This window comes from Elusimicrobiota bacterium, assembly GCA_016180815.1.
Classification (GTDB): domain Bacteria; phylum Elusimicrobiota; class Elusimicrobia; order JACQPE01; family JACQPE01; genus JACPAN01.
Genome location: JACPAN010000007.1, coordinates 47,216 through 72,444, shown reverse-complemented (window position 1 = coordinate 72,444; position 25,229 = coordinate 47,216). Strand labels below are relative to the sequence as shown.

Annotated in this window: 29 protein-coding genes; all 29 read left to right on the top strand. The window is 53.2% G+C overall.

Annotation, left to right across the window (positions count from 1 at the left end; translation table 11 throughout):
- Positions 1-86 precede the first annotated feature (86 nt).
- The 29 genes from HYT79_03335 (at position 87) to HYT79_03195 (ending at position 25,219) form a co-directional block, all read left to right on the top strand.
- Complete coding sequence (locus HYT79_03335) at positions 87-1,175, top strand: glutamyl-tRNA reductase (GenBank protein ID MBI2069611.1); 1,089 nt, start codon at positions 87-89, stop codon at positions 1,173-1,175.
- Complete coding sequence (gene feoB, locus HYT79_03330; GenBank protein ID MBI2069610.1) at positions 1,168-3,135, top strand: ferrous iron transport protein B; 1,968 nt, start codon at positions 1,168-1,170, stop codon at positions 3,133-3,135. The genes HYT79_03335 and feoB overlap by 8 nt, the downstream gene beginning before the upstream one ends.
- A gap of 1 nt (position 3,136) precedes the next feature.
- Complete coding sequence (locus HYT79_03325; protein MBI2069609.1) at positions 3,137-3,652, top strand: redoxin domain-containing protein; 516 nt, start codon at positions 3,137-3,139, stop codon at positions 3,650-3,652.
- Positions 3,642-4,346: a metal-dependent transcriptional regulator gene (locus HYT79_03320; protein MBI2069608.1), complete on the top strand. Its 705-nt coding sequence runs from the start codon at positions 3,642-3,644 to the stop codon at positions 4,344-4,346. Before HYT79_03325 ends, HYT79_03320 begins: the two co-directional genes overlap by 11 nt.
- Positions 4,347-4,397: 51 nt before the next feature.
- A complete protein-coding gene (locus tag HYT79_03315; protein MBI2069607.1) occupies positions 4,398-5,072 on the top strand; it encodes a hypothetical protein in 675 nt (224 codons plus the stop codon).
- Positions 5,073-5,079: 7 nt separating this feature from the next.
- Entirely contained in the window at positions 5,080-5,469 is a 390-nt protein-coding gene (locus tag HYT79_03310; protein MBI2069606.1) for a hypothetical protein, read from the top strand.
- 13 nt (positions 5,470-5,482) lie between these two features.
- Positions 5,483-5,983 (top strand): hemerythrin domain-containing protein, encoded by a 501-nt coding sequence (locus tag HYT79_03305; protein MBI2069605.1) that lies wholly within the window; start codon positions 5,483-5,485, stop codon positions 5,981-5,983.
- 189 nt (positions 5,984-6,172) lie between these two features.
- Complete coding sequence (locus tag HYT79_03300; protein MBI2069604.1) at positions 6,173-6,595, top strand: Rrf2 family transcriptional regulator; 423 nt, start codon at positions 6,173-6,175, stop codon at positions 6,593-6,595.
- 20 nt (positions 6,596-6,615) lie between these two features.
- Positions 6,616-10,053: a molybdopterin-dependent oxidoreductase gene (locus tag HYT79_03295; GenBank protein MBI2069603.1), complete on the top strand. Its 3,438-nt coding sequence runs from the start codon at positions 6,616-6,618 to the stop codon at positions 10,051-10,053.
- Positions 10,046-11,164, top strand: coding sequence for a dehydrogenase (locus HYT79_03290; protein ID MBI2069602.1), 1,119 nt, complete (start codon positions 10,046-10,048; stop codon positions 11,162-11,164). Before HYT79_03295 ends, HYT79_03290 begins: the two co-directional genes overlap by 8 nt.
- A complete protein-coding gene (locus tag HYT79_03285; protein MBI2069601.1) occupies positions 11,136-11,786 on the top strand; it encodes a molecular chaperone TorD family protein in 651 nt (216 codons plus the stop codon). The genes HYT79_03290 and HYT79_03285 overlap by 29 nt, the downstream gene beginning before the upstream one ends.
- On the top strand, positions 11,773-12,873 hold the full coding sequence (locus tag HYT79_03280) for a c-type cytochrome (protein MBI2069600.1): 1,101 nt from the start codon (positions 11,773-11,775) through the stop codon (positions 12,871-12,873). Before HYT79_03285 ends, HYT79_03280 begins: the two co-directional genes overlap by 14 nt.
- A gap of 51 nt (positions 12,874-12,924) precedes the next feature.
- Positions 12,925-13,107, top strand: a complete 183-nt coding sequence (gene tatA, locus HYT79_03275) for a twin-arginine translocase TatA/TatE family subunit (GenBank protein MBI2069599.1) — start codon at positions 12,925-12,927, stop codon at positions 13,105-13,107.
- A gap of 164 nt (positions 13,108-13,271) precedes the next feature.
- Positions 13,272-13,754 (top strand): cyclic pyranopterin monophosphate synthase MoaC, encoded by a 483-nt coding sequence (moaC, locus tag HYT79_03270; protein MBI2069598.1) that lies wholly within the window; start codon positions 13,272-13,274, stop codon positions 13,752-13,754.
- Positions 13,744-13,986, top strand: coding sequence for a MoaD/ThiS family protein (locus HYT79_03265; GenBank protein ID MBI2069597.1), 243 nt, complete (start codon positions 13,744-13,746; stop codon positions 13,984-13,986). Before moaC ends, HYT79_03265 begins: the two co-directional genes overlap by 11 nt.
- A 1-nt stretch (position 13,987) precedes the next feature.
- Complete coding sequence (locus tag HYT79_03260; protein MBI2069596.1) at positions 13,988-14,389, top strand: molybdenum cofactor biosynthesis protein MoaE; 402 nt, start codon at positions 13,988-13,990, stop codon at positions 14,387-14,389.
- Entirely contained in the window at positions 14,374-14,892 is a 519-nt protein-coding gene (locus tag HYT79_03255; protein ID MBI2069595.1) for a MogA/MoaB family molybdenum cofactor biosynthesis protein, read from the top strand. Before HYT79_03260 ends, HYT79_03255 begins: the two co-directional genes overlap by 16 nt.
- Positions 14,879-16,096 (top strand): molybdopterin molybdotransferase MoeA, encoded by a 1,218-nt coding sequence (locus HYT79_03250; GenBank protein MBI2069594.1) that lies wholly within the window; start codon positions 14,879-14,881, stop codon positions 16,094-16,096. The genes HYT79_03255 and HYT79_03250 overlap by 14 nt, the downstream gene beginning before the upstream one ends.
- Complete coding sequence (locus tag HYT79_03245; protein ID MBI2069593.1) at positions 16,084-16,704, top strand: molybdenum cofactor guanylyltransferase; 621 nt, start codon at positions 16,084-16,086, stop codon at positions 16,702-16,704. The genes HYT79_03250 and HYT79_03245 overlap by 13 nt, the downstream gene beginning before the upstream one ends.
- On the top strand, positions 16,658-17,671 hold the full coding sequence (gene moaA / locus HYT79_03240) for a GTP 3',8-cyclase MoaA (protein ID MBI2069592.1): 1,014 nt from the start codon (positions 16,658-16,660) through the stop codon (positions 17,669-17,671). The genes HYT79_03245 and moaA overlap by 47 nt, the downstream gene beginning before the upstream one ends.
- 9 nt (positions 17,672-17,680) lie before the next feature.
- Positions 17,681-18,427: a sulfite exporter TauE/SafE family protein gene (locus HYT79_03235; GenBank protein ID MBI2069591.1), complete on the top strand. Its 747-nt coding sequence runs from the start codon at positions 17,681-17,683 to the stop codon at positions 18,425-18,427.
- On the top strand, positions 18,424-19,170 hold the full coding sequence (gene tatC, locus HYT79_03230) for a twin-arginine translocase subunit TatC (protein ID MBI2069590.1): 747 nt from the start codon (positions 18,424-18,426) through the stop codon (positions 19,168-19,170). The genes HYT79_03235 and tatC overlap by 4 nt, the downstream gene beginning before the upstream one ends.
- The gene (locus tag HYT79_03225; GenBank protein ID MBI2069589.1) at positions 19,163-20,263 is read left to right on the top strand and encodes a ThiF family adenylyltransferase; all 1,101 of its coding nucleotides are present in this window, start codon (positions 19,163-19,165) and stop codon (positions 20,261-20,263) included. The genes tatC and HYT79_03225 overlap by 8 nt, the downstream gene beginning before the upstream one ends.
- Before the next feature lie 347 nt (positions 20,264-20,610).
- Positions 20,611-21,468, top strand: a complete 858-nt coding sequence (locus HYT79_03220; protein ID MBI2069588.1) for a hypothetical protein — start codon at positions 20,611-20,613, stop codon at positions 21,466-21,468.
- A gap of 36 nt (positions 21,469-21,504) precedes the next feature.
- A complete protein-coding gene (locus HYT79_03215) occupies positions 21,505-22,041 on the top strand; it encodes an NYN domain-containing protein (GenBank protein ID MBI2069587.1) in 537 nt (178 codons plus the stop codon).
- Positions 22,042-22,146: 105 nt separating this feature from the next.
- Positions 22,147-23,034, top strand: a complete 888-nt coding sequence (locus tag HYT79_03210) for a hypothetical protein (GenBank protein ID MBI2069586.1) — start codon at positions 22,147-22,149, stop codon at positions 23,032-23,034.
- A gap of 39 nt (positions 23,035-23,073) precedes the next feature.
- Positions 23,074-23,577, top strand: a complete 504-nt coding sequence (locus tag HYT79_03205) for a hypothetical protein (protein ID MBI2069585.1) — start codon at positions 23,074-23,076, stop codon at positions 23,575-23,577.
- Between the two features lie 135 nt (positions 23,578-23,712).
- The gene (locus tag HYT79_03200; GenBank protein ID MBI2069584.1) at positions 23,713-24,285 is read left to right on the top strand and encodes a hypothetical protein; all 573 of its coding nucleotides are present in this window, start codon (positions 23,713-23,715) and stop codon (positions 24,283-24,285) included.
- Positions 24,278-25,219, top strand: a complete 942-nt coding sequence (locus tag HYT79_03195; GenBank protein MBI2069583.1) for a nucleotidyl transferase AbiEii/AbiGii toxin family protein — start codon at positions 24,278-24,280, stop codon at positions 25,217-25,219. Before HYT79_03200 ends, HYT79_03195 begins: the two co-directional genes overlap by 8 nt.
- Positions 25,220-25,229 lie beyond the last annotated feature (10 nt).

Sequence of the window (25,229 nt, the reverse complement as noted above, 5' to 3'; positions counted from 1 at the left end):
CCTAGCCGGGACTTCTCTGTCCCAATCTCTACATCCATTCTAAATCCGTTTGGCCTTTTTGTTGCAAAGAAAATAAAGAGATTTAGATGGAAATCCAACGGATCAATCTGCTCGGAGTAAATCATAAATCCTGTCCCGTAGAATTGCGTGAAAAATTAGCCGTTCCTACGGCGGATATTGCCGGCGCCCTGCGCCGCCTCGTATCGCTCGGGGCCCGGGAAGCGGTTATTGTTTCGACTTGCAACAGGGTGGAGATTTATTGGGCGGATGATGGCTGCTCGGGCTTGCGGGAACATATTCTTGAGGATTGGCGTCTGAAAGCGGCTCATGATTTGAGCGGCCATTTTTATCATCATGAAAATCTAGCCGCGGTCGAGCATCTATTCCGGGTATCCGCCGGCCTCGATTCCATGATCCTGGGAGAGCCCCAAATTTTGGGGCAGGTGCGCTGGGCTTATCAGAGTTCGTTCGAAGCCAAAACCACAGGACGCTTGTTGAACCCGTTATTTCAATCAGCGATCGCTGCCGGAAAAGAAGCCCGGTCCTTGACGGGTTTAGCCGGCGGCATTACCTCGGTCTCTTCGGCCGCCGTCGTCTTGGCGGAGAAAATTTTCGGCGAGCTCTCGGCGTGCCGGGTCATGGTTTTGGGCGCGGGCAAAATGGCCGGTGCGGCCGCAAGGCATTTTGTATCGAAAAAAGTGGAATCCATCCTTGTGGCCAATCGAACATCGGCTAAAGCCGAGGAATTAGCACGGGAGCTCGGCGGGCAGGCCTTGTTGTGGGAGGCGGTCATCGAGCGGATGGAAGATGTCGATGTCGCGCTGTGTTCCACGGCGAGCGCGGATATCATTTTGAGCGAGAGCCAGGTCCGCGCATTGATGAAGAGGCGCAGAGGGCGCCCTCTTTTCTTGATCGACATCGCGGTCCCCAGGGACGTGGAGCCGTCGGCCGGGCGCGTTCCGCAAGTTTATCTCTATGATATCGACGATCTCAACGCCATCGTCGCCACGTACGGAAAAGCAAAAGCTGAGGCCGCCCGCAAAGCGGAAACGTTTGTGGCGGGCAAGGCCGTCAAGTTTTGGTCGGGGCGGACATTGGCGCCTGCCTCCGTGGAGCGCGTGGGCGGCCCCTTGCCGGTTCTATTGCCGTCAAACGCCAGGCTCAGCCATGCTTAATCCGGCGCCGGTATCCGAAGGCAAGATCGTCGCCACGAAACGCATCGTGCTCGTGGGCCAGCCCAACGTGGGCAAGTCGGCCCTATTTAACCGGTTGACCGGCCGCTACGTCATGGTGTCGAATTATCCGGGCACGACCGTCGATGTCGCGCGAGGCATGGGTTTGGCGGGGAACGCAACCGTGGAGTTCGTGGACAGCCCCGGCATCAATTCTCTTGTGGTTTTAAGCGATGAAGAGAGGGTGACGAGGTCCCTGCTCTTCAGCGGTCCCGATCTTATCATGCAGGTGGCGGATCTTAAAAATCTTTCGCGGGCGCTCTCGTTGACGCTGGAACTCGCCGAGCTTGATATTGCCATGGTGCTGGTTTTAAACATGAAGGACGAAGCGTTGAGCAGAGGTTATCAAGTCGACAGCCTTAAGCTTTCGCAAATGCTCGGAGTTCCCGTCGTGGAGACGGTGGCGACGACTGGAGAGGGTTTCGAAGAATTGCAGGCCGCGTTCTTAAGAGCCGCGCGGCCGGTCAAGAAAAATGTTTACCCCGCACCGCTGGCCAAGGCCGTCTGGCAAGCGCAGCAGGTCTTGCCCGTCGATATCCGTCATCTGGGCGCCCTCTTTCTTCAAAATCATTTGACGCCCGAGGAATTGATTCCGCTGTTAAAGCGCGACACGGGCCATGAGGCGCTCGGGCGCCTTGAGCAAATCCGCCGCAACGCCGCCGGCCCGATGAGCCGTTTGATGGCGCAATCGCGCCAAGATGAGGCCGGGCGACTCGCGGCCGAAGTGCTGAAGCGGCCCGCAACTGTCAACCTGGGGAAGCGGGAATTGTGGGTGGCGCGCCTAGGCGCCTGGTGCCTTCAATCCTGGCCGGGGTACCTGATCGCGGCCTGCGTTTTATGGATTTTTTATGAATTCGTGGGCGTTTTCGCGGCTCAGATTGCGGTCGATTTTTTGGAAAACGTTGTCTTCGGAAAATACGTGAACCCCGCGGTTTCCGCTATCGTGCGGACCCTCATCCCCTGGCCTTTCGTTGGAGATATGCTGATCGGAGACTACGGCGTTTTCACGATGGCGTTGACCTACGCTTTCGCGCTTATTTTGCCGATTGTGACCGCTTTTTTCCTGGCGCTCGGCGTTTTGGAGGACACGGGGTATCTGCCCCGGCTCTCCGTATTGTCCGATCGTTTTTTCAGGGCCATGGGGCTCAACGGCAAGGCCGTTTTCCCGATGATTTTGGGGTTGGGCTGCGGCACCATGGCCATGTTGACCACGAGGATTCTCGACACCCGCAAGGAAAAAATTCTGGCCAGTTTCCTGCTGGCGCTCGCGGTTCCCTGTTCGGCCCAGTTGGGGGTCATTTTGGGCATGGCTTCGGGCATGTCCCATTGGGTTTTGGCGATTTGGCTCGTGGTGACTTTGGGAACGCTCTTGGGCGTGGGTTCCGCGCTGTCGCGGCTGCTTCCGGGCGCCGCTTCACCGCTGATTTTGGAGATTCCACCGATGAGGGTTCCGATCATGGGCAATCTTTTGAAAAAAGTGAGCAGCCGGTTGAAGTGGTATTTAAAAGAAGTCGTTCCGATTTTTGTTTACGCCACGCTGGTTCTTTATTTTTTTGACGCCTTCGGCTGGCTCAAGGCCTTGGAACGCTGGATGGAGCCCGTGATCGCTGGCTTCCTCGGGTTGCCCAAGCAGGCGGCCGAATCTTTTCTGGTGGGATTTTTGAGGAGGGACTACGGCGCCGCCGGGCTTTTTCAAATGCAGCGCGAAGGACTCTTGAATGTTCGCCAAAGCACGGTGGCCATTACGGCGATCACGCTCTTCATGCCCTGCATCGCGCAGTTCATGATGACCGTCAGGGAACGAGGAATGAAAGCGGCGGCCGCCATCTCAGGTTTTGTTCTGATTTATGCCGTGATCGTGGCCGGAGCCTTGAATAAGGTGTTGCTCGTCATGGGGTGGTGACATGGGCCGTATTTTTCAATGGATTTATCCGCTGCTGGAGCTTAAGGAAAAATGGTCGCGCAAAGCCGGCGACATCGTCGGCAAAGCCCCGGAAATGATGTTTCGCGAGCTCTCCGGCCGCATCGTTTTTTTGTCCGATATCCTTTGCCGCAAAAAAGGCGCGGTTCTTTGGATGACGAATCTCTGCTCGACCTGTCAGGAGAAAATTCCTTTGGCGGAGAAAATCAACCGGCTTCATGGCGAGAGGGTCGCTGTCGCGGCCATCAGCGTTTTGGGCCGCGACGTGGAAACGCCGCAGATGATTGCCCGGCGATTTAATCCCACTTTTATTTTGCTGACCGATCCTGAGGATGAAATCGGACGGCGCCTCGGGTATGCCCACCCGAATGACGCCTGTCCGTTGCGCAATTTGTTGATCGTCGATTCATCAAGGCGCATTCGATTCAAGCATCATCTTTCCGCAGTGTCCGAAGATCATCTGATGCGCGCGATCGAGGAGGTTTCAAATGACGGATAAAACACGCCTGATTTCAAAAAAATTTCCGATACCGACCGCTCAACAGGAGAACCTGGAGCAAGCGGTCAGCGTGATCTGGCAGTTGGCCGATCAGGGGCAGCAGGACAAGAAAATCCTTGAAGCGGCCATCGAAGAGACGGTCGGGGAGTCCGTTCTAGAGGGTCTGTTTCATCTTGGCCTGGCTGAAATCCGTTCGGAAAAGGTTTGTTTGACCGAAGAAGGAAGCACGCTGGCCCGCCATATCGTGCGCAGGCACCGTCTGACCGAGCGGCTGTTGAAAGATATCTTGGACATGCCTTTGGAACAGCTTGATCCCAACGCCTGCCGCCTTGAGCATGTCATCACTCAAGATGTCGAGGACGCCATCTGCACGCTGCTGGGGCATCCCTCGGAATGCCCCCACGGATTGCCGGTTCCGGACGGCCGCTGTTGTCAAAGCGCGCAGCGCCAAACAGGACCGGTGGTGATCCCGGTCTTGGCCATGTCCACCGGCCAGGAAGGCCGCATCGCCTATCTTGCTCCGGCCGATCGCCCGGAACTGCACAAATTAATGTCCCTGGGATTCGTTCCCGGCGCAACAATCAGGGTCGGCCAGGTATCCCCGGCTTATGTGATTTCCGTGGGTCATACGATGGCCGCAATCGATTCTTCTTTGGCCGGGCATATTTTTGTGCGTAAAAAGAATTCCGCGTGAAGATCAGACCATGAGCGTTTTGGCCGTGTTGTTGCAAAAATTTTTAGGGCGATGAGAAAAACATTCATTTTGGCCGCCGTTTTATTAATGGGGGTTACGATTGAGATCAGGGCGGGACGTTTTATTGCGACGCCCTTTGCCGAGACGCTGAATCCGGGCCGAAGCAGTATCTGGCAGTTCGGCCTTTACGAGCGAAAGAGCTCGAAGGATTGGCGGGGGCTCAACCGTTTGGATTTGGGATTGGCGCAAGGCGTTGAGTTGGGCGTGTTTGTCATCAGCCTTAAAAATAAGCAGGCCGACACCTGGATTAATTTGCAATACCGGCCGCTTAAGGAAACTCATCTCATACCCGCGTTAGCCGTCGGGATATGGGACGTGACGCGCCGGGGTTCTTGGTTTCTCCATCAGAGCGCGGGCCCTTCGCCGTTCGTCTCATTGGGTAAAAGCGTGATCCTCGGGGATCGTTATGCCAAGGCGGGCGTCTCTTACGGTTTCAACCGTCTCAACGGTTTTTTTGCGGGAGGAGAAATCAGGTTTCTCAAGAGAACGGGCATCCTTGGCGAGTACATCCCCAAAAATTCAAGGCTTTCCAAAGCCGGCGCCATGGATATCGGCCTTTATCAATGGCTCGGTAAGAACTGGCGCCTGAGAGTGTCCTCGATGGGTGGAAACCCGATGGCGGATATCTTTTTTACTTATGTGATCGGAGATCAACGGGCCGGCTGAACATATCATGGAAAACAAGAGAGAAACGCTTCTGATCGGAACGTCGGATCGTTCCTTACAGCGGGAACTCGCCGGCGCTTTCAGAAATTCTGAGCTTATTTTCACCGATACCGTTGAAGAGACGGAGTTGGCGCTGTTGGAGAAGAATATCGATGTTTTGATTTACGACTTGAAAGCCATACTTGATTTCAGCTTGGCCGCTTACGGCGTCATTAAAAAAATGAGGCCGCGTTTGCCCGTGATCGCCATCACGTCGGCCGAGGCGCCGCAACAAGACCGCAAGATTCTCGAAATGGGAATTTTTTATTTGCTGCACCGGCCTTTTGCCATGGATACGTTGAAGCAGCTGGTGATCAGCGCCGTTGAAAAGTCGAAAAAAGGCGAGGTTTTGCCTTAAGAAGGAGGTATTTATGAAAGCCACTGAATGTTTGAATTCGGAGCACGATGTTTTTTTGACGCAGTTGGACCGGATCGAACTGGCCAACAAGCAACCAGCCAGATATAAACCCGAGGCTGTTCAAGGCATGGTTGAGCTGTTGCGGGTGGCCGTGGATCGACATGCCCATGTCGAAGAAGGGGGCATTTACAAGGCGCTCGAACCTCATCTTGGGCGCGACCAAGGCCCGCTTGCGGTCATGGACCAGGAGCATGAGGAGATTCGCAAAACGGTTCAAGAAATCGCCCTCTGGAGCCCCGATTCGCCCAGGACCGTTCTGCAAAAAAGCGTTGCGCATTTTATTGAGGTGCTGCGGTCTCACATCGGAAAAGAAATTGAAGTTCTTTTCCCATTGGCGGAACGGATTTTGACCGGCAAGGAGCTGGAACATCTCGCCGCAAGCTGCGCTCATGAGCGCCGGCCCGACGCTTGCGCCGGTCCGATCAAAACCGTTGGGAAACCCTGCGGGTGTTGACCGAAGAATAACGCAAGTCTTTCTCGGGATCGCCGCCTGAGAGTCTTTCAAAAAAGTTCCGGCGATCTTTCATAATCCGGCCTGGGACCGTCCTGTCCCCCTTGTCCCTTGTTTGTCCTAAAGCATTAATGCCCTGCAGCCTGGAATAAGGCAGTAGTGTTGCACGAACTTCAAACAGAATTAGGATATATGACTTCGGAAATCCGTCTTATTAAATTATCGCCCACAGTGCGCTACGCCATCCAGGGGATGGGCGCTATTGCCCGGCTCCCGGCCGGGAATTTTATCTTGGTCGATAAAATAGCCGGTTTTCGCCATTTACCGTCTAACTATTTGGCCAAGATATTTCAAAGATTGGCTCATCGCGGCCTGCTCCATTCGCGCCGGGGCCCGGGCGGGGGTTATTCCTTGGCGAAGAAACCGGAGCGCGTGCGGCTCCTTGATATCGTGCGCGCCGTTGAAGAGCCGGTGGCGCCCGGGCATCAATGCCTTCTGGGTTTTTGTTCCAACGGAAAAGTTGGCCGATGCGTTGCTCATAAACACGTCGTGCAGGCGGACAAAAAGCTCAAAACAATGTTGGGTCGTCTTACGCTCGCGGATCTAGGCAATTAAAAAAGAAGAAGGGGGAACGTTTGATGGAAATGTTTAAAAAGAATTTCAACAGGCGGGAATTTCTCAAGTACTCCGGCGCAAGCGCCGCTGTTTTGATGGCCAGCGAACCGCTGTTCGCTTTGCTTGAGCCCATCGTCAAGACGGATAATCCGCTTGATTACTACCCGTCTCGCGATTGGGAAAAAGTTTACCGGGATTTGGTCAATGCCGATTCCACTTTTACCTTTATGTGCGCGCCCAATGATACGCACAATTGCCTGCTTAAAGCTTATGTCAAAAACGGGGTCTGCATGTATTTGGGACCGACGTACGGGTACGGCAAGGCCACCGACATTTATGGAAATCAGGCGTCGGCGCGATGGGATCCCCGCTGCTGCCAGAAGGGGCTCGCCATGATCAGGAAAGTCTACGGCCCGCGCCGGGCGAAATACCCGTCCATCAGGAAGGGGTTCAAGGAATGGGTGGATGCCGGATTTCCCAGGGAATCCAACGGCCGGGTGCCTGAAAAATATTTGCAGCGCGGCAAGGAGCCCTTCGTCAAAGTCAACTGGGACGAAGCCTTTTCCATCGTCGCCCGGGCCTTGGACAATATCGCCAGGACGTATAACGGCGATCAAGGCAAAGAACACCTCAAGGCTCAAGAGTACGACCCGGACATGATCTCAGCCATGAACGGCGTGGGCACTCAAGCGATCAAGCTTAGGGGCGGCATGCCTCTGCTGGGCGCCACGCGCATTTTTGGGATGAATAGATTCGCCAATTCTTTAGCGCTGCTTGACGCCAAGATTCGCGGCGTCGGCCCCGATCAGGCGGTCGGCGGCCGCGCTTGGGATAGTTACTCCTGGCATACCGACCTTCCGCCCGGACATACCATGGTTTGTGGACATCAGACCATTGATTTTGACCTGGCCACCGCGGAAAACGCGAATTTGATCGTCTGCTGGGGCATGAACTGGATTTCAACAAAAATGCCCGACGGGCACTGGCTGACCGAAGCCAGGCTTAAGGGGACTAAAGTCGTCACCGTGGCTTGCGAGTATCAATCGACCTCAAACAAGGCGGACAAGGTGATCGTCGTGCGGCCCGGCTCGGATCCCGCGTTCGCCCTGGGCCTGGCCAACGTCATCATCAGCGAGAAGCTTTACGATGATGAATTTGTGCGCGGGCACACGGACCTTCCTCTGTTGGTGCGTTTAGATACGCTCAAGCTCTTGAAACCGCAGGACTTGATCAAGGACTACAAGCCCGCGGTTTTGCAAAACACCCAGCTTCTTAAAGAGGGGGAGAAGCCGCCCGCTCCCGAACATCAGGACCGCCAGGTGGTCACCGAAAAATTAAGAAATGAGTGGGGCGATTTTGTCGCTTGGAATACGGCCTCCGGAAAACCCGAAATCGTCACCCGCGACGACGCCGGGCAAGCCAAGAATTGGGCCTTGGAGGGTAAGTTCACGGTCACGCTGGCGGACGGCTCCAAAGTCGACGTGCGGCCGAATTTCGACCTCATTAAAGAGCATGTTTCTCACTTTACTCCCGATACGGTGAGCGATCTCTGCCACGTGGATAAAGACGCGGTCGTTTGGCTGGGCCGGGAAATCGCCAAGAATAAGATGAAAACTTTGATTCCGATCGGCATGGGACCCAACCATTTCTTCAACAATGACCTTAAGGATCGCACCACGATGCTGGTGTGCGCGTTGACCCGCAATATCGGGTACCACGGCGGCAACATCGGTTCTTACGCGGGCAATTACCGGGGAGCGTATTTCAACGGCCTGCCGTTGTATCTTTCGGAGGACCCGTTCGATATCGAGCTCGATCCGGCCAAAAAACCTCATTACAAGGTTTACAACAAATACGAGTCGGCTCATTACTTCAACTACGGCGACCGGCCGTTGCGGGTCGGCAACAAGAATTTCACCGGTAAAAGCCACATGCCCACGCCGACCAAGTTCATGTGGTTTTCCAACGGCAACTCGATTTTGGGGAACCTGAAATGGCATCACGACGTGGTCATGAACACCTTGCCGAAGATTGAGGCGATCGTGGTCAGCGACTGGTGGTGGACCGCTTCCTGCGAATACGCGGACGTGGTTTTTGCGGTGGATTCCTGGGCCGAGTTCAAATACCCGGACATGACGGCCGCGGTGACGAACCCATTCCTTCAGTTGTTCCCTAAAACCCCGATGAAGCGCTTGCATGACACCAGAGGCGATATCGAGGTCATGGCCGGAGTAGGCAAGGCGTTGGCCGGGCTCACGAAGGACAACCGCTTCATCGACTACTGGAAATTCGTGCATGAGAACCGGGTGGAAGTTTATCTGCAGAGAATCCTTGATCATTCGAATGCGACCAAGGGTTACAACATCGACGAACTTCACGCCAAGGCGAAGGAGGGCGTCCCGGTGCTCCTGATGACGAGGACTTACCCAAAAATTATGGGCTGGGAACAGTCGAACGAGGCGAAGCCCCACTACACCAAATCCGGGCGGCTGGAATTTTATCGCGATGAGCCGGAATTTTTGGAGCACGGCGAAAATATTCCGGTGCATCGAGAGCCCGTGGACGGCACTCCGTACGAGCCCAATGTCATTGTTTGCGGCGCCAAACATTTGATACGCCCTAAGGGTCCGGAGGCTTACGGCCTGTCCGTCGCCGACTTGTCGACGGAGGTGCGTCAGATCAGAAACGTCATCTACGCGCCCGCGGACGTTCCCCACACCCGGCATCCCTTGAGAAAAGACGGGTATCAGCATGTTTATATCACCCCCAAATTCCGCCACGGCGCTCATACGACGCCGGTTGACGTGGATTTGATTTCCGTTTGGTTTGGGCCGTTCGGCGATTTTCACCGGCGGGACAAGAGGAAACCCTGGGTGACGGAAGGCTATGTGGATTTAAACCCCGATGACGCCAGATCGTTGGGGTTGGAGGACGGCGATTATGTTTATGTGGACGCCGATCCCTCGGACCGTCCGTTCCGTGGCTGGCAAAAGAAACCCGAGGATTACAAGGTTCATCGCGCCATGATGCGCGTCCGCCACTATCTGGGCATCCCCAAGGGGATCGCGCGTTCCTGGTTTCACATGTTCGTGGCGACGTATGGATCCGTCCAGGGTCATGAGAATAATGCGGATAAGCTGGCCAGGAATCCCAGGACCGGATATCAGGCCATGTTTCGTTACGGCTCGCATCAATCGTCGACTCGCGCGTGGCTGCGTCCGACTTGTCAGACGGATACCCTGGCGCGCAAAGACTATTTCGGCCAGACCATCGGCAAAGGGTTTGCGGCTGATATCCATTGCACGGTCGGCGCGCCCAAGGAGTCCTTCGTGAAATTCACCAAGGCGGAGCCCGGCGGGGTCGAGCATTCCTTGTGGAGGCCGGCTCAATTGGGCCTGCGGCCCGGATACGAGTCCCAAGCCATGAAAACTTATTTGGCGGGAGGATACTATGGCTAAAGTTCATAATTGGCAGATTAATCGAGATCAATACTATAAGTACGAAGCCTCTCCTCCCAAGAGGCAAATCGGCTGGGTCTTTGACACCAATAAATGCATTGCTTGTCAGACCTGCACCATCGCCTGTAAAACGACGTGGACATCGGGCAAGGGGCAGGAATACATGTTCTGGAACAACGTGGAAACCAAGCCGTTCGGGTTTTATCCGTTGGCCTACGACGTTAAGATTCTCGACAAACTGGGCCCCCAAAAATGGGAAGGAAAAACCTACGCGGGCTCCACGATCTTTGAAAGCGGCGACGATAAAGAGGATATCGCGGGCTATATCCCCGAACCCGAAGATTGGGCTCATCCCAACCTCGGCGAAGACGAAGTCAACCGGCCCATCGGCGAGAAAGCCACCTTCGAGGGCACGCACAAATCTTGGATGTTTTATCTTCAGCGAATTTGCAACCATTGCACGTACCCGGCCTGCTTGGCGGCTTGCCCGCGGCAAGCCATCTACAAGAGAAAAGAAGACGGCATCGTGCTCATCGATCAAGCCCGGTGCCGCGGCTACCAAAAATGCGTCGGGGCCTGTCCTTACAAGAAACCGATGTTTAATCCCAACACCGGCCGTTCCGAAAAATGTATCTCCTGCTACCCTTTGATCGAGAAAGGAATCGCGCCGCGCTGCGTTCAAACCTGCATCGGAAAAATACGCATGGCCGGCTTCATCAACCCGCCGGAAAAAGCGGATGCCAACAACCCTATTGATTATTTGGTGCACGTGGCTAAAGTCGCCTTGCCGCTTTATCCGCAGATGGGCACGTCGCCGAATGTCTATTACATCCCTCCCATTCATGTCGACACCGCGTACTTAAAGCAGATGTTCGGCCCGGGCGTTGATCAGGCCATCGCGACTTATAAAAAGCGCGAGGAAAAACTGGTCGGGTTGTTAAGCCTGTTCGGATCTACCGAGCACCTGGTGGACCGTTTCTGGGTTAAAGACGGCCAAGCGGCGGCCATCTTAAACGGCCAGGAAGTCGTGCGCGTGCCCGTCAAGGAGCCGATTGTGTTTCGGGTTTACAAAGATGAAAAACATGATGTCTACAGACACAGCGTCACCTGAGTCTTTGTCTCCGGTTTTGCCGGAATCAGCAGCGGAGCGCCTGAGCGTGCTGTCGTGGCGGTTGATTTCCGTGGGGTTCCTTTATCCTGATGAAGCCTGGGGCAAGCGATTCGAGAACCTGTTCAAGAAAGCCGCGGACTGTTGCGCGGCCGCGGGCAAAAAACGCCGGGCGCAGCTTGAAAAACTTCGGGATTCGTTCGCGGGAACTTCCCGGGAAATCCTGGCCGGAGATTTTCACCGGTTGTTCGGCTCAGGCGGCAGCGTGAGCCTGGATGCGACCGTTTATTTGACCGAAAATCCGTTCGATCAAGCCAAAAAGGCCGCGGATTTAGCCGGGTTTTACAAGGCGTTCGGGGTAGAGGCGGCCTCCGGCAACAGGCCCGATTCTCTGCCGGCTCTTTTTGAGCTCGTCAGCTATCTTCATGTTAAAGCCGTTTATGCCGGGCGCCATCGATGGAAAGAAAAAGAAAAAGTGACCAGAGACGCCATTCGTTCTTTGACCACGGAATTTTTAAAACCCGCCGTGGAAGGATTCGTCAAGCGCTTAGGAGAAAGCCAGCCCGGCGAATTTTATCTGCAATTAGCCAATTTATCCAGGGAGGTTGTTCATGAGAAGATTTAATTTTCTGGGTCTCGTCGTATTCTTGACGTTCGGCATCCGTCAAGACAGCCGGGGAGCGGAAGTCTTGATTCGATCGGGCAAGGTCGATCAGTTGACGATGGACCCTAATGATGCCGTCTGGCAGAAAGCTCAGGCGGTGGAAGTTCCTTTGTCCAAGCAAAGCATGGTTTCTCCTCATGGCGGCGGTTCCGTCGCAACGCTGACGGTGCAAAGCCTTTATTCCGCGAAAGAGGTCGCTTTTCGCCTTCAGTGGAAAGACGCGACCAAGGACGATCGTTGGGATTTGACCAATCGCTTCAGTGATGCCTGCGCTTTGCAGTTTCCGATGAAATCAAAGACGCTGCCGTCGCCTTTTATGGGAGATATCAACAATCCGGTCAATATTTGGAGATGGGCCGCCATCGTCCAGCAGGCGGAGCGTTTCCCCAAAGCTTATGCTGATTTTTACCGGCAGGACGCGATTGAAACAACCATCAAGTTTCACGACAAAGCGGGAGAAAATTTAATCGCCGTGGGCTTTGGAACGCTGACCCGTCAAAACGCGCAGGATATCGAGGCCAACGGGGAATGGGTTGACGGGCGATGGAGCGTTGTTTTTAAGAGGAAATTTTCGTCAAAAGAGGGCGCTGTTTTCAAGGAGAACGCCGTCTTCCCAGTCGGGTTTGCGGTCTGGGACGGAACCGGCAAGGAACGCGACGGGATGAAATCAGTCGGGTTTTGGCAATGGCTGATTCTGGGCAAGGCCGAGGCTCCTTACGGCAAGTCGCCGGCGGAAAAGGGAAAGTCGATTTTTGCCCGATACGGCTGCGCCACCTGCCACGGGCCGGATGGAAAAGGCGGCGTGAAAAATCCCAACTCGCAAGGCGGGGAAATTCCGCGCATCGATCGAGTGGCCGAGGGCTTTACGGAAGAGGAAGTGAAAAAAGTCATTATGGACGGCCGCATCCCCGTTCCTGAGGACGCCAAAGCGCCCCTGCCGCCTTTTTGGATGAATGCCTGGAAAAGCGTTTTAAGTGAGGAGGAGCTCCATAACTTGGTGGATTATCTCTTTAGTTTGTTGCCTAAAGGCAAAAAAGAAGAGTGGTAGAGCCTTTAATTTGGCTGAAGCGTTGCCAGAAGTATTGGTGGAGGTGAATCAATGTTACCTAATGTCGGTTTTACCGAAATTCTGCTGATAGGGGGGATCGCCCTTCTTTTATTCGGTCCCAAGCGGATTCCCGAGGCAGCGCGCGGCTTAGGCCGGGCCTTTAGAACCTTTAAGGAAGGACTTCGAGAGACAACGGACGAAATCAAGAAGACAGACGACGAAGCAGAAAAGTAGTTTTTAGCTCCGACCCTACACCTCGCCGGCGTCTCCCGCGAGGTTCCGAAAACAGCGCATCCGGCGGGGTGTAGGGCGACAGGGTTGGCCGCGCAAAGGCCGACCTCCCGATCCTCGCGATCGCCGGTTAAACCGGCAAACGCGGGGTGAATTGGAAAGGAGAGATGAGCACGTTAACTCACTTTAATTCGAGTGGGCGCGCCGCCCAGGTTGATGTCGGCGCCAAAAAGGCAACCCGCCGTCAGGCCATCGCCGTTGGAGAAATTCGCCTTAACCCCAAAATCATTAAAGCGCTTCTCCAGAATAAACTCGCCAAGGGCGACGCGCTCACGACCGCCAAAATAGCCGGCATCCTGGCCGCCAAGCGGACCGCGGAAATTATTCCTCTGTGTCATTCCTTAAATTTGGATTGTGTGGATATTGTTTTTAAGGCTGGCCCCGGAAAAATCGAAGCCAGGGCCATCGCCCGGACACAGGGCCGGACCGGCGTGGAAATGGAGGCATTGACGGCGGTAACCGTCGCCTGCCTGACGCTTTACGACATGTGCAAATCGCTTGATAAATCAATGGAAATCGGGCCGATTTACCTTTTGGAGAAAACCGGCGGTAAATCAGGTTTATGGCGGAGGCCGTCCAATGGCCGTTAAACTTCTGTTTTTTGCCCAATGCGCTCAATGGATGGGCGTCAAAGAATTGGACGTGCGGCTGGGCCGCCGTCCAATGGCTCTTGACGATTTTCTTAAGCGGCCGGAGTTATCGCCGATCAACAACCGTTTAGCCTTGATCAAGATCGCGGTCAACGAAGAATTCGCCGAGCCCCAAAGCGTTGTCAGGGATGGCGATGAGATCGCCTTTTTGGCGCCGGTGAGCGGAGGCTGATGTGTTCATCAAGATCACCGGTGAATCCTTAAGTCTTGAAGAGGCCATCGGCCAGGTGGTTTCTCCGACTTGCGGCGCCACAGTCACATTCATCGGCAGCGTGCGCGACAGCGAGGGCGGCAAACCCATCGCTTCGATCTGTTACGAGGCTTACGCGTCCATGGCGGAGAAAACGGTGCGCGGCATCGTTGAGTCCTGCCGCGAACTTTGGGGAGCGCGTGTCGCCATCCATCACCGCGTCGGCGAGATTCCCGTCGGCGAGGCCGCGGTCGTTATCGCCAGCGCGGCCCCTCACCGCCGGGAGGCCTTTGCCGCGTGCGAATACGCCATTGAGCGGATCAAAGCCGTCGTTCCTATTTGGAAAGTTGATTTTAAGGGGGTTGAAACATGCGCTTTAAAGTAGGCGTTCTAACAATCAGCGACCGCGCTTATGCCGGTGTTTATGAAGACCGGAGCGGTCCTGCCTTGGCCGGCGAGGTTCAAAAGCGAGGTTGGGATGTGGCGCGAACCGCGGTTATCCCCGATCTGGCCGAAGTCATCGAGGCCACGTTGATTAATTGGTCCGATCAAAAAGGTTTTGACGTCATTTTGACCACCGGCGGAACGGGGTTGGGCTCCCGGGACGTGACTCCGGAAGCGACCCGGCGTGTGCTGGCGAAGGAACTCCCCGGCATCGGCGAAATCATGAGAATCGAAGGGTTAGTGATCACGCCGTTGTCCATTCTTTCCAGGGCCGTGGCCGGATCAAGAGGGAAAACCCTCATCGTTAATCTTCCCGGAAGCCCGGAGGGGGCCGTTGATTCCCTTCGGGCCGTCGCGGATATTTTTCCGCACGCTCTGGCCATGCTTCACGGCGAAGCGCACGCGCATCAACGAGAGGAGGGAGTCCTTCATGATCAGCGTTGACCAGGCCCTTGATCTCATTTTAGGCCGGACCGCGCCGTTGCCGGCCGAGGCGGTCGCTACCGAGGAAGCCGTCGGCCGCATCGTCGCTCAAGACGTCCATGCCCGCGACCATTTGCCGCCGTTCGATAATTCCGCGATGGACGGTTTTGCGGTCAAGACTCAGGACCTTGGAGGAGCTTCTTTGAAGAAGCCGGTAATCTTGAAACTCAGCGAAACAGTGCGCGCGGGAAGCTTATCCCGCGTTGAGCTTGAGCGGGGGCAGGCCGTCAAGATCATGACCGGCGCGCCGATCCCTTCAGGCGCGGACGCGGTGGTTATGAGGGAGCATACCGAAGAAAACGCCGGTTGCGTTCGCGTCATGCGCAAGGTGGCGCGGGGGGAGAATGTGCGGCCTGCGGGAGAGGATGTCGCCAAAGGAAGTTTGATCCTCAAAGCCGGCAGTTTGATTAGGCCCTACGAAGTGGCCTTGTTGGCGGCCCAGGGCATCACGAGCTTGAGCGTGGTCCGCAGGCCGAGGGTCGCGATCGTGGCTACCGGCGATGAACTGGTGGCGTTTGACCGACCCACGCTCGGTCCCGCGCAAATTAGAAATTCGAACACGCCGGCCATTGCCGCTGCGCTAAAAAGGTGGGGCGCGATGACGGTTGAATTGGGGATCGCACCGGATCATCCGCAGAAACTGGAAAAAGCTTTTCGCAACGGCATCGACCGGGCCGATCTCATGATCGTTTCCGGCGGGGTTTCGGTGGGCGATTTCGACTACACGAAATCCATCCTTGAAAAAATGGGCATGGAAACGGTTTTCTGGCGGGTGGCCATGAAGCCGGGGAAACCTCTGCTCTTCGGCATCCTTGACGGGCGCATTGTGTTCGGCGTGCCCGGCAACCCTGTGTCCACGTTGGTTTGCCTCGAGGAGTTCCTCAGGCCGGCCATCGAAAGAATGCATGGTCATAAAATCAAGCATCCCTCCTGGCATCTGGAAGGCATGGTTGATGAGGATCAGCGCATCAGGGATCATGAGCGCCGCCATTTTCTTTTTTCGCAAGCCTATCAAGAAAACGGCCGGTTTCATCTTCATGTCATCCGGCCGCAGGGTTCGGCCATGATCGCCATGGCGGTTCAAGCCAATGCCCTGGCTGTCGTCCGGGAGGGAACAGCCGTGGTCAAAAAAGGGGAGAAGCTGGCCTTCAAATGGTTAAAGTAGAAAAGGCGACGGCCATTATTCTTGCCGGAGGCCTGAGTTCCAGGTTCGGCAGCAATAAGGCGCTGGCCCCGTGGCGGGGCGCGACCTTGATTGAATGGGTGATCGGGCGTTTGAGGGAAATATTCCCCAGAGTAATCGTAGTCGCCAAAGATAAACAGGTCTATGCGCGCCTGAGAAGCGACGCCGCTTCCGTGGTGGCTGATCTTGAGCGCAGCGTCCATCCTTTGAGCGGTTTTCAGGCCGGGTTGCGCGCCTCGCCGACATGGGCGAATTTTGTGACGGCCTGCGATATGCCGTTTCCCAATGCCGGGCTGATCAACGCTCTCTGGCAGGCGTATCAGGGCCGGTCCGCAGCCATCGGTTTGTGGAACGGGAAAATTCAGCCTTTTTTCGGTTTTTATTCCAAACGCTGCCTAGCCGCGATCAACGCGGGCCTGGCTGCGGGCGACTCCATCGAAACCATCTTAAGGAACGTCAACGCTTCGGTGCTGAGCGAAAACGAAGTCCGGAAAATCGACCCTCATGGATTGTCTTTTTTAGATTTGGACACTTGGGAGGATTATGAACGAGCTGGAAAACTTCAAGAAGAACCATCGATTCGTCGTTGATTCTCTTGGACGCCGGATTGATTATCTGCGCCTCTCCGTAACGGACAGGTGCAATCTTCGCTGCGTTTATTGTTTGCCGGCTGATGGTTACCGCTTTAAGGATTCCATTGAGATTCTCAACGATGAAGAAATCCTGCGCTTGATTCGCATCGCGTCGCAAATGGGCATTTCCAAGGTGCGGGTGACCGGCGGCGAGCCCTTGGTGCGCCCCGGGGTCGTCGATCTTATCCGGCAATTGATCGAAATACCGGGGATTGCGGATGTTTCTCTGTCAACCAACGGCGTGCTGTTTTCCGGCATGTACCGCGGACTGTGGAGCGCCGGGCTTCGGCGCGTCAATATCAGCCTCGACACGCTTAATGAGCAAAAATTCAAGACGATTACGCGCTACGGGAATATCGAGGACGTTTTTCAAGGCTTGAGGGGCGCTTTGGAAATCGGGTTTGACCCAGTCAAAATCAATGTCGTGGTCATGAGGGGGACGAATGACGATGAAATCAGCGATTTTGTGGCGTTAACCAGGAATTTGCCCGTTCATGTCCGGTTCATTGAACTGATGCCCATCGGAGAGACCGGGTTTTTCAGCCGGGCGACATGGGTTTCTCTTAACGATATTAAAGCGGCCTGCGGCGAGCTTGAGCTGTTGCCGCCGGATGAATGCCCCAAGGGGTGGGGGCCGGCTCTTTACTACAAGGCCCCGGGCAGTTTAGGCAGCGTCGGTTTCATCAGCGCTTTGAGCTGCAATTTCTGCAACCGCTGCAATCGCTTGCGCTTGACCTCATCCGGAAATCTTCATCCGTGTTTGGCCTCGGATTTGAACGTCGATTTGGGCAAGGCCATGAGGAACGGGGCTTCGGACCGGGAGATTCAGGGTTTGATCGAAAAAGCGGTTTTGATCAAGCCTGAGCGTCATCATATGGAGGCGGGCATGGTCCGCGAGGCTTTTATGTGCTCGCTCGGAGGCTAAGCAACGGTTATGGATGATCCGATCATCGCCGTACTTATTTTTATCGTGGCTATTCTTTATTCCTCCGTGGGCCACGGCGGGGCATCCGGGTATTTGGCGGTGCTGGCGCTGTTCGGTTTCGCGCCCAAGGAAATGGCTCCGGGTGCGTTGGTTCTTAACCTGCTGGTTGCCGGGACCGCCTTTTATTCTTACCGGCGGGCCGGCTATTTTTCGTCTAGGCTGTTTTGGCCTTTTGCCGCGGCTTCGATCCCTGCGGCTTTTTTGGGCGGGATGCTGCAGGTTCCGGTGCGGCTTTATTCCTGGCTGTTGATGGGGGCGCTGCTTTTCGCCGCGATCCGCCTTGCCTTGGCCGGCATCAGGCGCGGCGAGGATGATTCGTTGCGATCCCCTCGCCTGAGCGTTGCGCTGCCCGTGGGCGCGGGCATCGGCTTGGTATCCGGCATCGTGGGCGTCGGCGGCGGGATTTTTCTCAGCCCCATTATTCTTTTGATGCGTTGGGCCGACGCCAAGCGCACGGCCGCGGTTTCCGCCTGCTTCATCTGGGTCAATTCTGCGGCCGGGCTTTACGGCCATATCGCCCGCCATCATTTCGACGTCAGCGGGCTCGGGCCTTTGATTTTTGCCGCGTTTCTCGGGGGCGCCATTGGCGCGAATTTCGGCGCCCGCCGTTTCGGGGAAATGACGCTGCGGCGCGCCTTGGCCGGGGTTTTGGCGGTCGCGGCCTATAAGATGTTCAAGGTGGCGATGATGTCATGAATAACGAGCCCTTGTCTTTAGTCGGGCATCTGGAAGAATTGCGGCAGCGGCTGTGGATTATCATCGTTGCCGTCGTTATTTTTTCCGCGATCGCCTATCATTTTTCTCCGCAGATCATCGACCGTTTGGCCCAGGGCACGGGCGGCTTGGTTTTCCTCAAGCCCGCGGAAGCGTTCCTGGCGCGGCTTAAAATCGCTTTTTTCTTGGGTTTGTTTTTGTCCCTCCCGGTTCTTCTCTTTGAAGCGTGGCGATTCGTTGCTCTGGGGCTGACGGACAATGAGAGGAAACTGCTGCGGTGGATTGTGCCGGCTTCTTACGGATTGTTCGTTTCCGGAACGGCGTTGGCTTTGGGGGGCGTCGCGCCCACGGCCGCCAAATTTTTGCTTGGATTCGGCTCGGCAGGGCTTCGCCCCATGATCACCATCGGTTCCTATGTAGAATTTTTGTTGTTTCTGGCCGCGGCTTTCGGGCTGTTGTTTCAATTGCCCCTGGTCGTTCTTTTCCTGGGGAAATTAGGCATCGTCGACGCCTTTAAGCTGACGGCTTACAGAAAAACCGTTTATCTCGGCATTGTTGCGGCCGCCGCCGTGCTGACGCCGGGCCCCGATGTTTTTTCTCAATTGCTTTTGGCTTTCCCGACGCTGCTGCTTTATGAAGGCTCGATTTTTTTGGTGCGCTGGTTGTGCCCCGCGGAAAAACCGGCCGGCGTGGCAGCCCCCGGCTGGGAGAACAATCATGGATGAGCTCAATCGCGACGAGCTGTCCTTATACTCGCGGCAGTTGATGATTCCCGAGCTGGGGCTTTCCGGGCAGCGCAAGCTCAAGGCGTCTAAAGCGCTTTTAATCGGCGCCGGCGGCCTGGGTTCTCCTTGCGCGAATTATTTGGCGCGGGCCGGCATCGGGACCATCGGTTTGGTTGACGGCGATAACGTCGACGCCAGTAATTTGCACCGGCAAACACTTTTCGAGCATGGCGATATCGGCAAGCCCAAGCTGGAAGTCGCCAAAAAGCGCCTTGAGTCGATCAACCCCCATATTAAAGTCAATGTTCACGCCGGGCTTTTTGACGCTCAAAATGCCCTCCCCATCGCCTCGGGATACGATATTCTGATTGACGGCACGGACAATTTTCCGTCGCGATACCTCATCAACGACGTCGCTGTTGCGCTCGGCAAGCCGAATGTTTGGGCCAGTGTTTTTCAGTTCGAGGGACGTCTGAGCGTTTTTGACGCGAGCCGCGGACCCTGCTACCGATGCCTTTATCCCGAAGCGCCGCCGGAGGGGGCCGCGCCCAATTGCGCGCAAAGCGGTGTCTTGGGCGTCTTGCCCGGAATCATGGGAACCATGCAGGCGCTTGAAGTGATCAAACTTGCGGCCGGCGTCGGACGTCCGTTGTTAGGGGCATTGCTTCATTTCGACGCTTTAACAATGAAATGGCGCGAGTTTAGAATCACGAAATCCAAAAATTGCGTCTGCTCCGGCCGCGGCATATTGAATAAGTTGGACCGGATTCCTGGTTGCAGCGGTGAAAAACACCGCAGCGGCGGTGAAGAAATCAATCCGCATGAGCTCAAGGAAAAACTAGAGCAAAGAGAACGATTCGTTCTGCTTGATGTCAGGGAAGATGCTGAATGGGCGCTTGGCCACCTGCCCGATGCGTTGCACATTCCTCTTGGGCAGCTTGCCGATCGGATTAAAGAAATAGACGGAGACAAAGAGATCGTGGTTTATTGCCGGAGCGGATCAAGAAGCGCCTATGCCGTCACCTTGCTTAAATCGTTAGGCATAACGAACGTTCGAAATTTAAAGGGCGGCTTCGCCGTCTTGCCCATCTAACCCGCGATCAAACGAATCCGGGAACAAGCCCTAAATTTCCAGCTTTAGCGAGCTTCATCATCGCCGGGTTATTGGGTAAAATGGGGCTTCCTTAAGGGCCCGTAGCTCAGTGGTAGAGCATCCGACTTTTAAGGGCCTCACCCCACTTTGACGGCCTTTGACGGATATTGAAACTCCCTGAAAATCAGCACTTTTACGATTTTCGACTTTGACCAAATTTGACGATTTTTGATCCCATCCGTCCCAGGACCGTCCCAAAATTAATTCAGCATGCTACGATTTTCGTTAACGTAAAACGTTATCGTTGGCATGCGGTAAAATGAGTAAATGGCATGTAGTGATGGTGTATGGTTCAAAAGATACAAACTAATATGAATCATGGTGTTCATGATCAGTTGCTTGAAGAATTTTGCGTTCTGGTAAAACGCTGGCTAAATAGTTCCCCATCTAATCTGTGCCAAGCGATTGAGCCACGTCTGTTGGCCAATGCAGACGACAGACTTGCGGCAACTTATGAATTAGCTTTTTGGAGGCTGCTCGAATCACAAGGATTAGAGGTTTCTTATTCTCCGGCATTAGGCAGCAAGACGCCGGACTTTTCAGCAGGCAAGGTGGCTGACGATGAATTTTATTGTGAAGTAGCGTGCATTTTTCGTAATCGCGCCGAAATAAAGCACGAGAACAGTCGGGCATCCAATGGTATCCCAATGAACGTCACTACCATAGGGGCAAACTTGGAAACGGAAGCTGAACTTATTCAGAAAGTGATTTCTAAAAAGGCAAGCAAATATGGTGCGGTGAAAGACCTTAATAAACCTTTATTGATTGTGTTGGGCAATGGCCACGGCAATGCCTTTTTTGCCAAGGCTATTGAATACGCTCTTTTTGGTGCAATAACCATGACATTTGGTGGGCCCAGACACGGTGCTGTTTCAAGGAGGTTTGGAGCCGGGATCTTGTCAAAAAATATTTTTTTGGCTCAGCCACAAAATACTCGAATTAGCGGCGTTCTCTTTTTGGAGCCCAGGGATACAAGCGGGGACAGGCTCGGTGTGCTTGCCGGGCTTTATCATAATCCATGGGCAAAAAATCCTATCGAGCCCTACCTTTTCCCATCCCTTCGCCAGTTCGTCGTTTTGGAACGCGGCCCCAATGGCATGAAGATGGGTTGGCAACCAGAAGAAGAACAATGGATATACATTTGAAATGAATTTAAAATTTCGGGGATACGCTAAACGGTAATGATCCCAGGTAAATTTGATCCCACAGCACTTTTTGGACGAGTAATGATCTTCATTGACGGTAACTATCTATTTGAAAGTTGCAAACAAGCTGGTTATGCTGCCCAAAAAACCGATTTTGTATCGTTTTTTGGAAAACTCACGCGAGATAATCGATATTTGGTTAGAGCGTATTTTTATGATTCTTATGTAGGTTCAGAGAAAGATCCTCGATGGCAACTTCATCAAAGATTCAGGGAGCTGAATCACTGCGAGACGCATCTGGGGGGTGGACATAATGCTGGAGGGAAACAAATCCAAAAAGGCGTAGATGTTAAATTAGCCATCGATTTAGTTCGCCATGCGGCAAATTCTAATTACGATGTCGCAATATTATGCTCGGGAGATGCTGATTTTATCCCAGCAGTTAGGGTCGTAAAAGGTTTTGGCAAACAGGTGGAATTGTTTTATTTTAACGGAAGGACTGCAAATGAACTGATAGAAGCCTGTGATGTACGAATTCAATGCGAAAAAGGGTTTGGATTCAATGCAGCCTGAAGATAGCGGGTCTGTTCGGTGGCTCAAATACCGAGTGTTCCCTGGATTGCTAATCGGAGGGAAAAGGGGACAGGCTACTTTTTTGGAAGCCTTTACAATATTCTGTTGAGAAAGAAGTTTGGCCCTTACTCTAAACTATATAGAAAATATGGCTATAGGCTTCGGCCTTATTTTTTTGAATCTGATATTTTGGATCATTATCGAAATGATCCTTACTATCATTTTGAAAGCTATCGCTTTTATACCCGAAGCGATGTGCCTACTCATATTGAACCTTCTGGTATTCAGCAATTCGTCTGGGCCAAATACAACGGTAGTACACCATGCATCATGGCACTCGAGCCCCATTTAGCTCAGCTTTCTTATAAAGATCAGTTATTTTGGAAATCTAGGCAGCTGGATAAAAAATTAGCGCAAGGAGCAAGGATTGAGTCTCGCTATGCAAATCCAATCCTGCATGGTAAATTTCCGGATAAAATGAGTGCCCATGAAGCTATCCATCGGTACGCATTACAAATTCAAAAGTTTTTTGATCCCGATATGCTGTTTTCTTCGTTGCCCGAAGAATTGCCCGATTCCCTACGACCTCTTTCTTACAATACAGAAAAGGCATTCAATCGATGGGCTCACGACTTGTATTCGATGTTGGATATAACAGAAAAAACCATTGCTAAAAAAGTGCAGTCACCAATAAAAAATGATCTCCTGGAGAAAAAGCAAAAGTGGAATTTATTGGCTTTGTATTTCAAGGAAAATTACCAAAATTACAAAGAAGTAATGGATGGCATTGAGAACTTCAAAGAATTAAATCAGTGGCGAGTTAAAGGTGCACATAAATTGATAAGAACTGTTAAAGCAACGGAAAATTATTTAGAAAAACAAAGACAGTTCTGCTTGAGGCTTTCTTTCAACTTAAAGGAAATGATGCTTGCTTGTTCGAGGATTGAAAATAAAACGATTTCCTCTAACTTGTTAAACCTGGGTATCGAATAGCCCAAGAGCTTTATTCCGATGCATGTTTGAATTTGATAAATGCAACTGATTCGATGTACTAAGAAATTACTAGTCGAGTTGGGACTAGGGGAAGCCGGGCTTTACTCAGGTGTGGAGCCGGGGGCGGTTTTGGGGGCCTGGTATGCGAATTTGATTTTTATTGACCGCAAAAAGTGCTTGCTTTTTGCCAATGAGAAGACGTTGGTTAATTTTTTGGTTGTGGATGTTTCTAGAAAGGACTTGCGGGAGCGGCTGCCGGAGATTTTTCGGGAGAATTGGCGCAGGTTGTTGGTTTATGAGGGGTTTTCTGCGGCTGCGGTTCAGGCGTTCCTTGTGGACTGCGATCAATTCGTTTATGCCCGGACCCAAAGCAAGCAGGTTTTGGGCTGCATGAATGATATGGCCTTAAATTACAGGTGGCTGCATTGGGATGGCAAAAGCCTGGACGAGGCCATATCCGACATCAACGATACGCCGTACGGCAAGATTTTTCCGATGGATGAGCTTAAGGCGTTGGTAAAAAACACTATACAATCGCCGTAATTCCTTTCTGCTTGGTCAATAATCTAAGGCTTCTAAAATGCCCCTAAAATTGTAGCCAAAGTGCATGAAATTTAATAAAAAATACTTGCAATTTTACTGTTTTGGGTTTATACTATGGGTATCCGAGGTGGACTGATGAAAAATGCGGAAAAACTCAAAAAAGCAATGGTGCCGGGGCGCGTCTATCGGCGGCAGGATTTGACTGGGTTGACAAGCGCCGTAGACCGCGATTTAAAGACTCTTGTCGAGAGAGGGGAAGTAAGTAGGCTTGCCGGGGGGCTTTATTGCCGCCCTAAAGAGACCGTTTTTGGAGCGGCGCCGCCGGACGACCGGGAACTCGTTCGTGCCTTCCTTAAAACCGATGACTTTCTGCTGACCTCCTATGATAATTTCAATGATCTGGGGCTTGGATTGACTCAGCTCTACCATACCTATATCGTTTACAACCACAAACGGGCTGGAGATTTCCAGTTGGGTAATAAGCATTTTAAGTTCCGGCTTGTCCCCGCTTATCCCAAAGCGTACACCAAGGAGTACTTGCTCGTCGATTTGTTGAACAACCTTAAGAATCTTCCTGATGATGTTTCAGCCGTGCGAAGGAATCTAAAGTCACACCTCCTTGAGTTTGATCGCGATAAGATGTCTGAATGTCTTGAGCGCTACGGCAACTCAGCCGCTAAGCGAGTGTTTCAAGAAGCCTATGTCTAAATTTCTCCACACCTTAAGCGATGCTAAGGGGCTTTTTGAATTAATTGGCGACGAAAAGAATCTGCGCCCAGCCATTGTCGAAAAAGATTACTGGATCATGCATTGCCTCTGGGGATTGCAGCAATCCGGGCTTCAATTCGAGATGAAAGGTGGAACCTCCCTTTCAAAGGGCTGGTGTATTATTGAACGCTTCTCAGAAGACATTGATATTCGTTTTGATGCGCCTGCCCAACTGAATACCAAGGGCGACAGGCCGTCGCATATTGAGGCTCGCTTTGCTTTCTATGATGATTTGGCTAAACGTATCAAGATACCCGGCATTATCGTGGAACGGAATCGCGAATATGATGATCCCAAAGCTCAAAATGGCGGGATCAACTTGAAATACGAATCGTGCTTCCCAGCGGTTCCTGAGTTGAGGAAAGAAGTCTTATTAGAAGTCGGCTTTGATAAAACTGCGCCCAATGAGCCGTGTGATTTCAGCAGTTGGGCTCTGGACAGGGCTTTAGACGCCAAGATCGCAGTGATTAACAACCGTGCCCTCGGCGTCAAATGTTTTAATCCGGAATACACCTTTGTCGATAAACTACAGACGATTTGCCGCCGTTTCCGGCAGCATCGTGAACGCAATGATCCGGAAAAAGACAAACCACGGCATTTCTTGAGGCACTACTACGACCTTTACATGTTGCTGGGTGTCAAGAGGGTACGGGAATTCATCGGTACGGCTGAATATGAAAGCTATAAGAAGCAAAAACTCAGAACAACGGATGCGAAGGAATTCGGCACCCGAGATGCATTTACGCTCAAAAATGCTGGTACCTATGAACTTTTCGATAGGGAATTCGAGGTGATGAGCATCATGCTAATGCCGCCGCGTCCGAAATTCTCAGAAATTATCAAACGAATCCGGGAACAAGCCCCCGATTTCTAGGTCGACGAAT